The sequence below is a fragment of the Nonomuraea sp. NPDC050680 genome (genome assembly GCF_040654555.1).
GTDB lineage: Bacteria > Actinomycetota > Actinomycetes > Streptosporangiales > Streptosporangiaceae > Nonomuraea.
In genome coordinates this window covers 654,976-668,538 of record NZ_JBFAIF010000004.1, presented here as the reverse complement: position 1 = coordinate 668,538, position 13,563 = coordinate 654,976, and the positions used below count along the sequence as shown (strand labels likewise).

The window sequence follows — 13,563 nt, the reverse complement described above, 5'->3', positions numbered from 1 at the left end:
GAAGGGTGCTCCGATCATGAGAAGGTGTGCCCGGTCAGCCCTTGACGCTGCCGGCGAGGATTCCGCTGATGAAGTGGCGCTGCAGCAGGATGAAGATCACCAGCAGCGGCAGCATGGCGATGCTGCCGGCGGCGAGCAGCTCACCCCAGACGGTGGCGAAGTCGGCGCCGACGCGGTTGCCGGTGACGTTCTGCGCCAGGGTCGACAGCACCACCTGGACCGTCTGGTGCGCGGTGTCGTTGACGGCGACGACCGGCCAGACGAAGTCGTTGTAGATGTTCATGGTGGTCAGCACGGCCAGCGCGGCCAGGCCGGGCCGGATCACCGGGATGACGACCCGGACGAAGACCCCGAACTCGCTCGCGCCGTCCACCCGCCCGGCGTCGAGCAGCTCGTCCGGGATGGCGGCGATGACCTGGCGCATCCAGAAGATGCTGAAGGCGTCGACGCTGCCCGGCAGGATCAGCGCCTGGTAGGTGTTGACCCAGCCCAGCGAGCTCATCTCCAGCAGCAGCGGGATGATCAGCACCAGGGTCGGCAGCATCAGCGTGAGCATCACCACGCCGAACAGCGCGTTCTTGCCGGGGAAGGTGTACTTGGCGAAGGCGTAGCCGGCCAGCGGGCAGAACACCATCGTCATCGCGCCCTTGACCGCCAGGACCAGCGCGGTGTTCACGAAGCCGGTGCCGATCGGCACGTCGGCGAACATCGCCCGATAGTTGTCCAGCGTCGGACCGCCCACCGACAGCGGGCTGGTGATGATCTCGGCGGCGGGCTTGAGCGAGGAGCTGAGCGCCCACCAGATCGGGTACAGGAACGCGACGGCGAGCAGCGCGAGCACCACGTACTGCACCGGACCGGGCCGGGCCTGCTTCATGAGACCTCCTCTTTCGGGCGCAGCAGCCGGACCGCGCCCAGCGAGAGGCCGAACACCAGCAGCACCAGCAGGAAGGAGTTGGCGGCACCGGTGCCCAGGTCGGATGCCGAGATGTGGTCGTAGAGGTAGAGGCCGGCCGTGGTGGTGGAGCCGTAGGGGCCGCCCTCGGTGACCACGTACGGCTCGGCGAACATCTGGAAGACCGCCAGCGTCTGCACGACCACCAGGAAGGCGATGCTGCGCCGGACGAGCGGCACGGTCAGCGACCAGAACTGCCGCCACCGGGAGGCGCCGTCGATCGAGGCGGCCTCGTACACGGCACCCGGTACGGCCTGCAGCCCGGCGAGCAGGATGATGATCGCGAAGCCGGTGGTCTTCCACAGGAACAGCAGCGCGAGCGTCGGCTTGGCCCACGCGGTGGAGGTCAGCCAGCCGACGGCGGGCAGGCCCACCAGCCCGAGCACGTGGTTGACCAGCCCGTAGTCCTCGTCGAACACCACGATCCACACCTGCGCCATGGCCACCAGCGGCGTCACGAAGGGCGCGATGAAGGCGACCCTGAACAGCCCGCGCAGCCGCAGCCGCGCGTTGGCCAGCAGCACCGCCGCGCCCAGCCCGGCGATGACCTGGACCGGCACGATCAGCAGCCACATCACCGCGCTGTTGCCGAGCGAGGCCCAGAAGTCGGGGTTGGTCAGCAGGTAGACGTAGTTGCCCACGCCGACCCAGGTGGCCTCGCCCGCGCCGCGCCAGCGGGTGAGGCTGAGGCGCAGCGCGTAGACCAGCGGATAGACGCCGAAGGCCGCGAAGACCGCGAAGAACGGCGCGATGAACAGGTACGGGGACAGCCGGGGCAGGCGCCGCGAGCCGGTGGCGGCCCGCGCGGCCGTCGTGGCGGTGAGACTCGACATCAGGCCCGGTCGATCAGGTTGCGCTGGATCTTCTTGGCCGACTCGGCGATCACGTCGTCGGGGGACATCTTCCCCTCGATCAGGCGCTGGGTGTTGTCGCCGAGATAGTCCACGGACTGCGCCCACCACACGGGAATCGGCGCGGCGGCCGGGATGGTGGCGGCGGCCTCGACGGCGACCTTCCACAGGTCCTGGCCGCCGAGCGCGTCGATCGGCTTGAACAGCGGCTTGTCCGCCTTCAGTGCCGGGGTGAAGGAGGGCACGGAGGTGGACAGGCCGCCGGGGTAGATGCTGTTGGGGCCGTAGACGGCGGTGCAGCCGGGCTCGGTGAAGCACAGGAACTCATACAGCAGCCAGGCCAGCTCCGGGTTCTTCGCCTTGGCGGGGATGACGAAGCTGCTGCCGCCCATGGCGCCGCTGCGGGCGCCGCCGGGCGTCCACGCGGGCAGGGGGGCGGCCCGCCACTTGCCCTTGGTGGCCTTGAGCAGCTGCTGCGGCGCGAACGACCACCAGATCGCCCACGGGACGAACACCTGCTGCCCGCTGTCGAGGGTGTTGATGTCGGCCGCCTCCAGGTAGGGCGCATGGGTGACCAGATCACCCTTGACCGCCTCCTGGATCCAGCCCAGGGTCCGCCGGTACTCCGGCGACTCCAGCCGGAGTTTGCCCTGTGCGTCGGCGAGGCTCGTGCCCTGCTGGTTGGCCAGCATCTCCAGCCAGAGCTGGCCGAGGAACGGGTTCTTGTCCAGGTGGATGGGCTTGGTCTTCGGGTCCTTCTCCTTGATTGTCCGGGCCGCGGTCAGCAGGTCGTCGTAGGTGCCGATTCCGGCCGGGTCGACGCCGGCGTCCTGCAGGATGTCCTCGCGGTACCAGAGCAGGCCGGGGTCCAGGTCCCACGGCACGCCGAAGATCTTGCCGCCGACGGTGTTGACGGACAGCTTGTACGGGGCGACCTTGTCGCGGTAGGGGGCGATCAGGTCGGTCAGGTCGTACAGGTGCTCGGACTGGCCGCCGATCTTGGCGTCGTCCCAGAAGCTGCCGTCCGGCACGTCGGTGCCGCTGATCAGGGTGTTGGCCAGTTTGGCGTCGATGTCGACGGCCAGGTGGTTCACCTTGACCCCGGGATAGGCCTCCCGGAATTTGCCGATCGCCGCGTCGAACACCTTGAACAGGTCGCCGGAGCGGTTCCAGATCGTGATCTCGCCCTTGGCGGACGTGGACGCCGAGGCGGTGGGCTTGGCCAGCTTGCTCGGTGCCGCGCTGGTGCCGCCGCCGGGAGCGCAGGCGCCGGCCGCGGCCAGCGCGCCGATTCCGAGCGCTCCCTTGAGGAAGCCGCGGCGGGCCATGGCGGGTGTGGACATCTCTACTCCTCGGGCGGGGGTACGGCGCAGCCTGCTTGGTGAATGCTCTGCAACGATGCAGACATCATGCATACTCCTCTGCAACGATGCAAGCGTGAGTTATGATCACAGCAACCGCAGAGGAGGAACATGGCCCGTCCAACGTTGCGTGACGTCGCCAAGCGGGCGAACGTCTCGATCCGCACGGTGTCCAACGTGGTCAACGGCTACGCGCCAGTCTCCGACGAGCTGCGGGCCCGGGTCCAGGTCGTGCTGGACGAGGTGGGATACCGGCCCAACCTGATCGCCCGCAATCTCAAGCAGGGCCGTACCGGGATGATCGGCCTGGTCGTCCCCGAGCTGGACGTCCCCTACTTCGCCGAGCTGGTGCGCGAGGTGATCACCGCGGCGCGGGCGCATGGTTACGTGGTGATGGTCGACCAGACCGACGGCGACGCCGAGCGGGAGCGGGAACTGCTGGCCCGTGACTCGCGGGCCACGTTGTTCGACGGCCTGCTGCTGAGCCCGCTGGCCATCTCCGCCGAGGAGCTGCGCGGCCGGGGCAACCGGGTGCCGATCGTGCTGCTCGGTGAGCACATCTTCAACGGCAGCTTCCACCACGTCGCCATCGACAACGTGGCCGCCGCCCGTACGGCCACCGGGCACCTGCTGGAGCAGGGCCGCCGCCGCGTCGCCGCTATCGGCGACCAGCCGTACGCGACCGGCGAGACCGCGCAGCTGCGCACGTCCGGCTATCGGCAGGCGCACGCCCGGATGGGCCTGGACGTCGACGAGCGGCTCATCGTCCCGACCCCGCGCTTCCACCGGCGTATGGGCCTGGAGGCGATGGAGCGCCTGCTCGCGCTGCCCGACCCGCCCGACGCCGTGTTCTGCTACAACGACCTGCTCGCCCTCGGCGCGATGCGCGCCCTGAACAGGGCCGGGCGCCGCATCCCGGAGGACGTCGCGGTGGTCGGCATCGACGACATCGAAGAAGGCCAGTACAGCACGCCCAGCCTCACCACGGTCGCCCCGGACAAGGCGGAGATCGCCCGGCTGGCGGTGGGCGTCCTCATCGAGTCGATCAACGGCTCGGCGCCCACGCCGTCGGAGATCGTCGTCCCCCACCGCCTCATCGTCCGGGAGAGCACCGCTCTCTGAGCGGGCGTAGTCTTTCCTATCGGGGTCGGAACGCCACAACGACATCCTCGCGGCGCAAAGCGCGGTGGACGGTGCCGAGGCTTGGGTCTCTGCATGGGCGCCGGAGATGAAAATCCAAGTCACAAGCCCTTTCGCGGGGCAGGATGGGGGCGCTCGCGGTGTTCTACCTTGGAGAGCGGGGGCAGCATCCGTCCCCGCTGACACCAGAATCCCACGGAGAACACCATGTCTATCTTGTGCTTCTTCGGCATGATCCGCCCGCCTTACCCTGAGCCTCCGGGTCTGTCCAGTGATAGCAACGGAGCGGCGCTTGCGCGCCGTCGTCGCCGCCACCGCCGTTGAGCTTTACGCCCCGCTCAAAAAGACGCTCGGCTGGGAAACCCCTCGCCGGGCGTCTCGCTGTGCTTCCCCCAGACGGCACGAAGTTTTGTGATCGGGAAGATGCATGCGCCTTTCGGCGAATAGTAGAGGAGAAGATCATCAACCTACGTCTATGAGGTAGACCGTGAATTTAGGCAAGTCGCTCATTGCCGCTCTCGCGGCGGGAGCAATCGGCGTCACGCCGGCGTGGGCCCTGCAGGCCCCGCCTCAGCAGGAGAACGGGGTGACCCTGATCACCGGTGACCGGGTCGTCGTCACCGGGCCGGGGCACCGTGTGGAGCCCGGTCCCGGCAGGCAGACGGACTTCACGAGCCAGGTGCTCGGAGGCCACCTGTACGTGATACCCGCCGACGCCACGCCGCTGATCGCCCAGGGTGTGCTGGACCGGCGGCTGTTCGACGTCACTCAGCTCCTGGCCTGGAAGTACGGTGACGCCGACACCCCCGACATACCCGTGATCTCGCAAGGGACCGCTGGGCAGGCCGTCGCACCGCAGGGCGCCCAGCGGGTCCGGCAGTTATCCAGCCTCGGGATGAGCGCGGCGCGCGTGCCGAAGGCGAACGCCGCCCAGACCTGGAAGGACCTGACGGGCGGCGGTGCCCGCGCCCTGACGGCGGGCCGTACCAAGCTGTGGCTGGACGGCCGCAGGTCGTTCTCACTGGACGAGAGCGTCAAGCAGATCGGCGCCCCGCAGGCGTGGCAGCAGGGCATGACGGGCAAGGGCGTCACCGTCGCGGTCCTCGACTCCGGCTACGACCCCGACCATCCGGACCTGAAGGACGCGGTACAACAGGAGCGCAACTTCAGCGACGACCCCGACATCCGCGACACCCTCGGCCACGGCACCCATGTCGCCTCGATCGTAGCGGGCAGGGATGAGAAGTATCGCGGCGTGGCGCCGGAGGCGAAGCTGGCCATCGGGAAGGTGGGCGGTCCCGCGGGCCCGACCGATTCGGCCATCCTCGCCGGCATGGAGTGGGCCGCCGTCGAGATCAAGGCCAAAGTCGTCAACATGAGCTTCGGCGACGTGGACGCGCTCGATCTGGATCCACTGGAGCAGGCTGTCAACACGCTTTCTGAGCGGACCGGCACGCTGTTCGTCGCGGCGGCGGGAAATGGCGGCGCCAGCGGCCGGGTGAGCAGTCCCGGTAGCGCTGAGGCGGCGCTGACCGTGGGCGCGGTGGACAAGAAGGGCAGCCTGGCCGAATTCTCCAGCCCTGGGCCGCGAGTGAGCGACCACGCGATCAAACCCGAGGTGACCGCGCCGGGCGTGAACATCGTCGCCGCGGCCGCCGCGGGCACCGCCGACGGCCTCCACCGGCCGCTCAGCGGCACCTCGATGGCCAGCCCGCACGTGGCGGGAGCGGCGGCGATCCTGGCCCAGCGGCACCCGGAGTGGACGGGCGCGCAGCTCAAGGCCGCGCTGATCGGCAGCGCCGCGCCCGCTCAGGGCACGACGCTCTATCAGCAGGGGGCCGGGCTGATCGACCTGGTGCGCGCGCTGAAGCAGCAGGTCGTGGCCGCGCAGGGCAACATCTGGGCGGCCTTCCCCTGGAACGCCGCCGGCGAGCGGGTGACGACCAAAACGATCACGTACGCCAACGCGAGCGACGCTCCGGTCACCCTCGACCTGTCGGCTCAGGGCGAGGTGCTGAAGCTGCCGGCCGACCAGGTCACGGTCCCGGCCAAGGGCGAGGCCTCGGTCACGCTCACCATCGACGCCGGTGGCAAGGCGCCGGGCGACTACCCGGGAACGGTCATCGCCAGGTCGGGCGAGACGGTGATCCGCACGCTGGCCGGCGCCTACGTCGAGCCCGAGTCCTACGACGTCACGATCACCGCCGTCGGCAAGCAGGGCCGGCCCATCAATCCCCGGGAGAGCCAGATCTACGACGCGAGGACCGGAGCCGTGCACCAGCCGGCCTTCCGGGACGGTGTGGCCAAGGTACGACTGCCCGAGGGCGACTGGAGCGTCTACGCCGAGATCGTGGAGAAGATCGACGGGAAGTGGGTCTCGACGATCGCCGACCCCGCGCTGAAGATCGACGGCGGCGACGAGAAGCTGACGGTGGACGCGCGCCAGGGCAAGGCGGCCAAGATCACGCTTGACGATCCGAGCGCTGAACTTCAGCGCGGTTACGCCCTCGGGCTGACCCACGGCGCATGGAACTCCTGGTGGTCGACTAATGGCGATGTCAACAACGGACTCTTCGTCGTTCCCAGGCGCCAGGCAGGTCTGACCTACGGCGTGGAGACCAGGTGGCTCAGCAAGGACGCGTCTCCCAGCCCGTATGTCTACCAAATCGTCGACCACCGCACCGACGGCCTCCCCGAGGATCCTGTTGACAACGTCAGGCAGCAGGATCTGGCGAAGGTCACCGCGACCAACCGGGCCTCAGGAGTGGCGGCCACGGGCATGCCGATGGCTGGACTGCGCATGCCTGATTTCCCCGGCTCGTCCCTGTCGTCCCTGGTCGACGACATCGCTCTGCCCGGCACGCTCATCCACTACCGCACCCCCGGGCTGATCTATGAGAGCGGGCTTCAGGTCGGCACCTCGCTGATGTTCGACGGCGGCAGGCTCATGAAGCGCGGCCAGACCAGCGAGGTCTGGAACGGCGCGGTCACCGGGCCGGCCTTTCTGCTGCCGGGCGGCGACCGTACCGGCGACAAGCTGACCTTCTCCGGAGTGGGGCTGTTCTCCGACGGGGGCGCAGGCAGGACGGGGTCGGACACCGCCGCCACCGGCGTCGCCATCCTCGCCAAGGATGGGCAGGTGCTGGCCAAGGCCGACCTCGCCGGCTGCTGGGTCTACGAGCAGGAAAAGTGCCAGTTGCGCGCCGACCTTCCCTCGGGGCGCGGTTCGTACACGCTGACCGCGTCGATGCGCAGGCAGGTCCCGCACTCGGCGCTGTCCACCGGCGTGGAGTCCGTGTGGTCGTTCCCGTCCGCGACCACGGCCACGGAGCAGCCGCTGCCGCTGACCGCGGTCCGCTACAGCCCCGAGGGCCTGGACGCGTCGAACCGCGCCAAGCCGGGCAGTGTGACCCGCCTGCCCATCCGGATCGAGCGCGACTCCGGGTCCGCGCCGGTGAAGGCGAAGTCGGTCCGGTTGGAGATGTCCGTCGACGACGGCGCGAACTGGCGCAGGATCCCGGTCGTCCGCACCGGCTCGGGCTGGTCCGCCATGGTGCCGAACCCGGGTAAGGCCGGGTTTGTCGCGCTCCGCGCGGCGGTGACCGACACGGAGGGCATCGGACTGACCCAGACGATCATCCGCGCCTACGCCATCGGCTGACCGGCGACCACGCCCACCCAGGCCCGGCCCTCATCGACCGGGCCTGGGAATCCCCGCCGCTTCGGCGGGGTCGGCCGTGGCGGAGCGCGGGCGGTGTCCTGTCAGGCGGCGGCTCGTGGATGAAGATCTCGCCGACGGCGAGCTGGCGGGGGTGGCAGGACCAGAGGCGAGCCCCCCGAGCGCTCTCCGACGCCGTCACGCCTCCTTCCTTTGTTTGGCTGGCATCTAAACTAATAACCGTTGACGTTTGTTCGTTGGAACGGAAAACTAACTCGCGAAGTCGTGCCGGTCACCTGAAGGAGCCTTCATGCCCTACCGCCCGCCCCTGGTCGCGCACGAGTACTTTGTCGCCGACCCGCCGGAGCTGCCGGTCCGTACGCGGGGCGAACAGGGCCTGTCCGCGTTGACCGCCGCCGAGCCGGTGGCCGTGGACGACTCCGGGGTGACGCTGAAGGGCATCACCTCGGCGGAGGAGAGCCTGGTCGTACAGGTGCGGGTGGCGGGCGAGGGAGTGATCCGGGTCCGGCTCGGCCAGGACGCGGACGCCCGCACCCGCTCGGCCCGGGCGACCTCCCTGGTGACGCCGGGCACGTACGCCGGAGCCCGGGTGGAGACCGGGCCCGGCGGGCTGACCATCGACGCGGGCTCGTTGCGCGCGGAGATCACTCTGGACCCGTGGCGGCTGCGGTTCACCGACGCGGCGGGCGCCACGCTGGTGGAGCAGGACCGGGGGCACACCGACATCAGCGGGCGGCTGCGCACGCTGCCGTTCGGGCGCTCCCACGCCGACGGCGTCACGGTGGCCTACCACGAGAGCTTCGCCGCGCCGGCCGACGAGGCGTTCACCGGGTTCGGGGAGTCGTTCACCCCGCTCGACAAGCGCGGCCAGCGGCCCGTCATGTGGAACTTCGACGCCTTCGGCGCCGAGTCGCAGCGCGCCTACAAGAACGTGCCCTTCTACCAGTCGAGCAGGGGATACGGCATCGTCGTCGACAGCGGGGCGCCGACGGAGTTCGACGTCTGCCAGTCCACGCACAGCGTCGTGCAGATCGTCGTCCCCGACGACCTGATCGACTACTACGTGATCGCCGGGCCGACGCCGCCCGAGATCCTCGACCGCTACGACCGGCTGACCTGCCGTCCGGCGCTGCCGCCGAAGTGGGCGTTCGGCACCTGGATCTCCTCGGGCTTCTTCGTGGACAGCCAGGAGCGGGTCATGACGCGGGCCCGGAAGATCCGCGAGCGCGGCATACCGTGCGACGTCCTGCACCTGGACACCTACTGGCAGACCGACGGCCACTGGTCGGACCTGCGCTGGGACGAGACCCGCTTCCCTGATCCGGCCGGGATGCTCGCCGAGCTCGACGGGATGGGCTTCAAGGTCTGCCTCTGGATGAACCCCTACATCTCCCACCTGAGCCCAGCATTCCCCCAAGCCGCCGAAGCCGGATATTTCCTGAAAAATAAGGATGGCGAGGCGTACGTCGCCGACTGCTGGCACGGGTCCTACCCGGCCTGCGGCATCGTCGACTTCACCAACCCGGCCGCCGTCACCTGGTTCCAGGGGCTGCTCCGCCCCCTGCTCCAGCAGGGCGCGCAGGCGTTCAAGACCGACTTCGCCGAGGGCGTGCCGCACGACGCGACGGCCTTCAACGGCATGACCGGCACCGACCTGCACAACGTCTACACGCTGCTGTTCAACGACGCCGTCGCCGAGGTGACCCGCGAGATCCACGGGCATGGCCTGGTCTGGGCCCGCTCGTCGTTCCTGGGCGGCCAGCGGCACTCGGCCCAGTGGGGTGGCGACACCTTCACCAGCTACCCGGCGATGGGCAGCACGCTACGCGGCGGCCTGGCCCACGGCCTGTCGGGCGTGCCGTTCTGGAGCCACGACGCGGGCGGCTTCACCGGCCGCCCGGCCGACGACCTCTACGTCCGCTGGACCCAGTTCGGCGCGCTGTCCCCGCTGCTGCGGCTGCACGGCACCACCAGCCGCGAGCCGTGGGAGTTCCCCGCGGTGGAGGCCGAGGCGGTGGCCGCGCTGCGGCTGAGGTACCGGCTCATGCCCTACCTCTACTCGGCGGCCGTGGACGCGGCGCGGACCGGCGCGCCGATGATGCGGGCGCTGTGCGTCGACCATCCGGGCGACCCGGTCGCCTGGCAGGCCGACCTGGAGTATCTGCTCGGCCGCGACCTGCTGGTCGCGCCCATGACCACGCCCGACGGCACCCGGCAGGTGTACCTGCCCGAGGGCCGGTGGGTCGACTACTGGAGCGGGGAGCTGCTGGAGGGCGGGCGCTACCGCGCGGTCTCGGCGCCGCTGGAGCGGATCCCGCTGTTCGTCCGGTACGGCGCGCTCATCCCGGTCACCACGCCTGGGGACACCGTGGACGTCCCCTCGGAGATCACCCTTGTCGCCTTCGGGGGCGGCGACAGCCGTAGCACGGTCCACGACCTCGACGGCGAGACCGTCGTCGAGGCCACCCGCGACGGCGACACCCTGCACGTCACCGTCACCGGTCCGAAACGGGTCGCCGGGGTCGAGTTCGCCCCTGTGGCGGGCGCCCCGGTCCGGGCGATCATCACCTCCCAGGAGACACCATGATCAAACTGAGAAGTGCCGCGGCGGCGCTCGCCGTCGCGGCACTGACCCTGACCGCCTGCGGCTCCGGCTCGGACGGGCAGCAGCCCGCCGCGAGCGGCCAGCCGCGCGTGCTCAAACTGTGGCACTACGAGAGCGCCGAGGGCGCGATGGGCAAGGCCTGGGCGGAGGCGATCAAGAAGTTCGAGTCGACCCACCCGGGCGTGACGGTGAAGTTCGAGGAGAAGGGCTTCGAGCAGATCCAGAAGACGGCCAGCATGGTGCTCAACTCCGACGAGGCGCCCGACGTCATGGAGTACAACAAGGGCAACGCCACCGCCGGACTGCTGTCGAAGCAGGGCCTGCTGACGGACCTGTCGGAGCAGGCGACCAAGCGCGGCTGGGACAAGCTGCTTTCGGCCAGCCTGCAGACCACCGCCAAGTATGACGAGCGGGGCATCATGGGTTCGGGCAAGTGGTTCGGGGTGCCGAACTACGGCGAGTACGTGATGGTCTACTACAACAAGGACCTGTTCAAGAAGAACGGCGTCACGGTGCCGACGACGTTCGAGGAGTTCACCACCGCGCTGGACAAGTTCGCCAAGGCCGGCGTCACGCCCATCTCCACCGCCGGCGCCGAATACCCCGCCCAGCAGATCTTCTACCTGCTCGCGCTGAGCAAGGCCAACCGGGCATGGGTCGACTCCTACGAGCTCTACAAGGGCAAGGTCGACTTCCACGGCCCCGAGCTCACCTACGCCGCCGACACGCTGGCCGACTGGGTGAAGAAGGGCTACATCGCCAAGGACTCGGCCGGGATCAAGGCCGAGGACATGGCCACCGCGTTCATCGGCGGCAAGTTCCCGATCATGGTGTCCGGCAGCTGGTGGTACGGCCGGTTCCAGACGGAGATCAAGAAGTTCGAGTGGGGCTCGTTCCTGTGGCCCGGCAACCAGCTCGCCCCCGGTTCCAGCGGCAACATCTGGGTCGTCCCCGAGAAGTCCAAGAACAAGGACCTGGCCTACGACTTCATCGACATCACGATGAGCAAGGAGATCCAGAACCTGCTCGGCAACTCCGGCGGCGTCCCCGTCGCGGCCGACCCGGCCGCCATCACCGATCCCAAGAGCAAGGAGCTCATCGACAACTTCAACAAGCTCACCTCGCAGGACCAGCTGGCCTTCTACCCCGACTGGCCCGCCCCCGGCTACTACGACGTCCTCGTGGCCGGCGTCCAGAACCTCATCAACGGCAGCAAGCCCCCGGCGAAGGTCCTCGACGAGATCGCCCAGCCGTACAACGAGAACCTCGCCGACCTTGGCAACTAGAGCGTCGGCGACCAGAAGCAGAGCAGAGCGAGGCTACTGGCCTTACCTGATCCCCAGCGCGGTGCTGTTCACCGCGGTCATCGTCGTGCCGTTCGTGATGAATGTCGCGACGAGTTTCACCCGCTGGTCAGGGGTGGGTACACCCACCTGGATCGGTCTGCAGAACTATGTCCGGTTGTTCGCGGACGAGCGGTTCTGGACGTCCTTCCGCAACAACGTGGGGCTGATCGTCGCGATGGCGATCATCCCCACGGTGATCGGGCTGGTGCTGGCCGCCGCGCTGTTCGACTACATCGGCAAGAGGTTCGGCCCCCGTACGGCCTCGGCCCTGCGGGCGGCCTACTACCTGCCGCAGGTGCTGCCCGTCGCGGTGGCCGGAGTGGTGTGGGGCTGGATGCTGCACCCGACCTATGGCGCGGTGAACCAGATCTTCGGGCTGAAGGTCAACTGGCTCGGCGATCCCGACTTCGCGCTGGCCACCGTGATGGCGGTGATGGTGTGGTTCCAGCTCGGCTATCCGGTCGTCATCTTCATGGCCGGGCTGCAGCGGGCCGACCCGGCCCTGCACGAGGCGGCGGAGATCGACGGGGCCTCGTGGTGGCGCAGGTTCTGGCACATCACGATCCCGCAGATCCGTCCTGAGATCTTCGTCGTGCTGCTGACGTGCACGATCGCCGCACTCAAGGTGTTCGGGCCGATCTTCGTGCTCACCAGGGGCGGGCCGGCCAACGCCACGATGGTGCCCTCGTACTTCTCGTATCTGAACTTCTTCCAGAAGTCCAACGTCGGGTACGGCTCGGCCATCGCCACCATCCTGGCGTTGATCATCGTTGTGGTGACCTTCGCCTTCCTGCGGGTCCAGGAGCGAGAGTCGTGAGGCGCTACCCGATCCTGGCCGCGATGACGGTGCTCGCCGTCGTCATGCTGTTCCCGTTCGTCATCGTCACCTTCAACGCCTTCAAGACGCCCGCCGAGTATTCGGCGGGCAGCCCGCTCAGCCCGCCGCAGGGCCTGGACCTGGACGGGATCATCGCGTTCTGGACCCGGGTCGACTTCGGCGAGAAGCTCCTGAACAGCCTCGTGATCAGTGGCTCCGTCGCCGTGCTCGCCGTGGTGCTGTCGGTGCTCAACGCCTACGCCCTCGGCATCGGCCGGGTACGCGGCCGGCTGTGGATCCTCGTGCTGTTCCTGGTGGCCAACACGCTGCCGCAGGAGTCACTGGCCTACCCGCTCTACTACCTGGCCAAGGCAGCCGGCCTGTACGACTCCAAGCTGTCGGTGATCATCGTGTTCACCGTCATCCAGGCCGCCTTCGGCACCTACCTGCTCAGCGCCGTGCTCGGGCAGTTCCCGAAGGAGATCCTCGAGGCGGCGCGGATGGACGGCGCGGGGCGGTTCCTGGCGCTGTGGCGGATCGTCGTCCCGATCAGCAGGCCCACGCTGTCGGTCCTGGTGATCTTCTTCTTCATCTGGACCTGGAACGAGTTCTTCCTTCCGCTCATCTTCCTGGTCTCCAACGACACCCAGACGGTTCCGGTCGCCCTCGGCGTGCTGCAGGGCGAGAAGTACATGGACGCCACCATGTCCAGCGCCTCGGCGCTGCTCGGCATCGTCCCGGCCGTCGCCTTCTTCCTCATCTTCCAGCGGACGCTGACCCGAGGCATCACGGTCGGCGCCATCAAGTAG

The 13,563-nt window shown here is 68.8% G+C and carries 9 protein-coding genes; 6 read left to right on the top strand and 3 right to left on the bottom strand.

From position 1 onward, the window contains the following. Window positions 1-34: 34 nt before the first annotated feature. From AB0H88_RS18700 to AB0H88_RS18690, 3 genes are read right to left on the bottom strand one after another with little or no spacing between them, the layout of a single operon-like run. Complete coding sequence (locus AB0H88_RS18700) at window positions 35-877, bottom strand: carbohydrate ABC transporter permease (protein WP_357645940.1); 843 nt, start codon at window positions 875-877, stop codon at window positions 35-37. Beyond that, window positions 874-1,788 carry a sugar ABC transporter permease gene (locus AB0H88_RS18695; protein WP_357645938.1) on the bottom strand — a complete coding sequence of 305 codons (915 nt, stop codon included), beginning with the start codon at window positions 1,786-1,788 and terminating at the stop codon, window positions 874-876. Before AB0H88_RS18695 ends, AB0H88_RS18700 begins: the two co-directional genes overlap by 4 nt. Beyond that, the gene (locus AB0H88_RS18690; RefSeq protein ID WP_357645936.1) at window positions 1,788-3,149 is read right to left on the bottom strand and encodes an extracellular solute-binding protein; all 1,362 of its coding nucleotides are present in this window, start codon (window positions 3,147-3,149) and stop codon (window positions 1,788-1,790) included. The genes AB0H88_RS18695 and AB0H88_RS18690 overlap by 1 nt, the downstream gene beginning before the upstream one ends. A 129-nt stretch (window positions 3,150-3,278) precedes the next feature. Between AB0H88_RS18690 and AB0H88_RS18685 the strand changes: the two genes are divergently transcribed. The 6 genes from AB0H88_RS18685 to AB0H88_RS18660 all read left to right on the top strand — a co-directional run bounded on the left by AB0H88_RS18685 (window position 3,279) and on the right by AB0H88_RS18660 (window position 13,563). Beyond that, window positions 3,279-4,289 carry a LacI family DNA-binding transcriptional regulator gene (locus AB0H88_RS18685; protein ID WP_357645933.1) on the top strand — a complete coding sequence of 337 codons (1,011 nt, stop codon included), beginning with the start codon at window positions 3,279-3,281 and terminating at the stop codon, window positions 4,287-4,289. 505 nt (window positions 4,290-4,794) lie between these two features. Further along, a complete protein-coding gene (locus tag AB0H88_RS18680; protein WP_357645931.1) occupies window positions 4,795-7,968 on the top strand; it encodes a S8 family serine peptidase in 3,174 nt (1,057 codons plus the stop codon). 307 nt (window positions 7,969-8,275) lie between these two features. Continuing rightward, window positions 8,276-10,573 (top strand): TIM-barrel domain-containing protein, encoded by a 2,298-nt coding sequence (locus AB0H88_RS18675; protein WP_357645929.1) that lies wholly within the window; start codon window positions 8,276-8,278, stop codon window positions 10,571-10,573. Next, window positions 10,570-11,877, top strand: coding sequence for an extracellular solute-binding protein (locus AB0H88_RS18670; RefSeq protein WP_357645927.1), 1,308 nt, complete (start codon window positions 10,570-10,572; stop codon window positions 11,875-11,877). Before AB0H88_RS18675 ends, AB0H88_RS18670 begins: the two co-directional genes overlap by 4 nt. Window positions 11,878-11,938: 61 nt before the next feature. Further along, window positions 11,939-12,754, top strand: a complete 816-nt coding sequence (locus AB0H88_RS18665; protein WP_357645925.1) for a sugar ABC transporter permease — start codon at window positions 11,939-11,941, stop codon at window positions 12,752-12,754. Then, window positions 12,751-13,563, top strand: a complete 813-nt coding sequence (locus tag AB0H88_RS18660; RefSeq protein ID WP_357645923.1) for a carbohydrate ABC transporter permease — start codon at window positions 12,751-12,753, stop codon at window positions 13,561-13,563. Before AB0H88_RS18665 ends, AB0H88_RS18660 begins: the two co-directional genes overlap by 4 nt.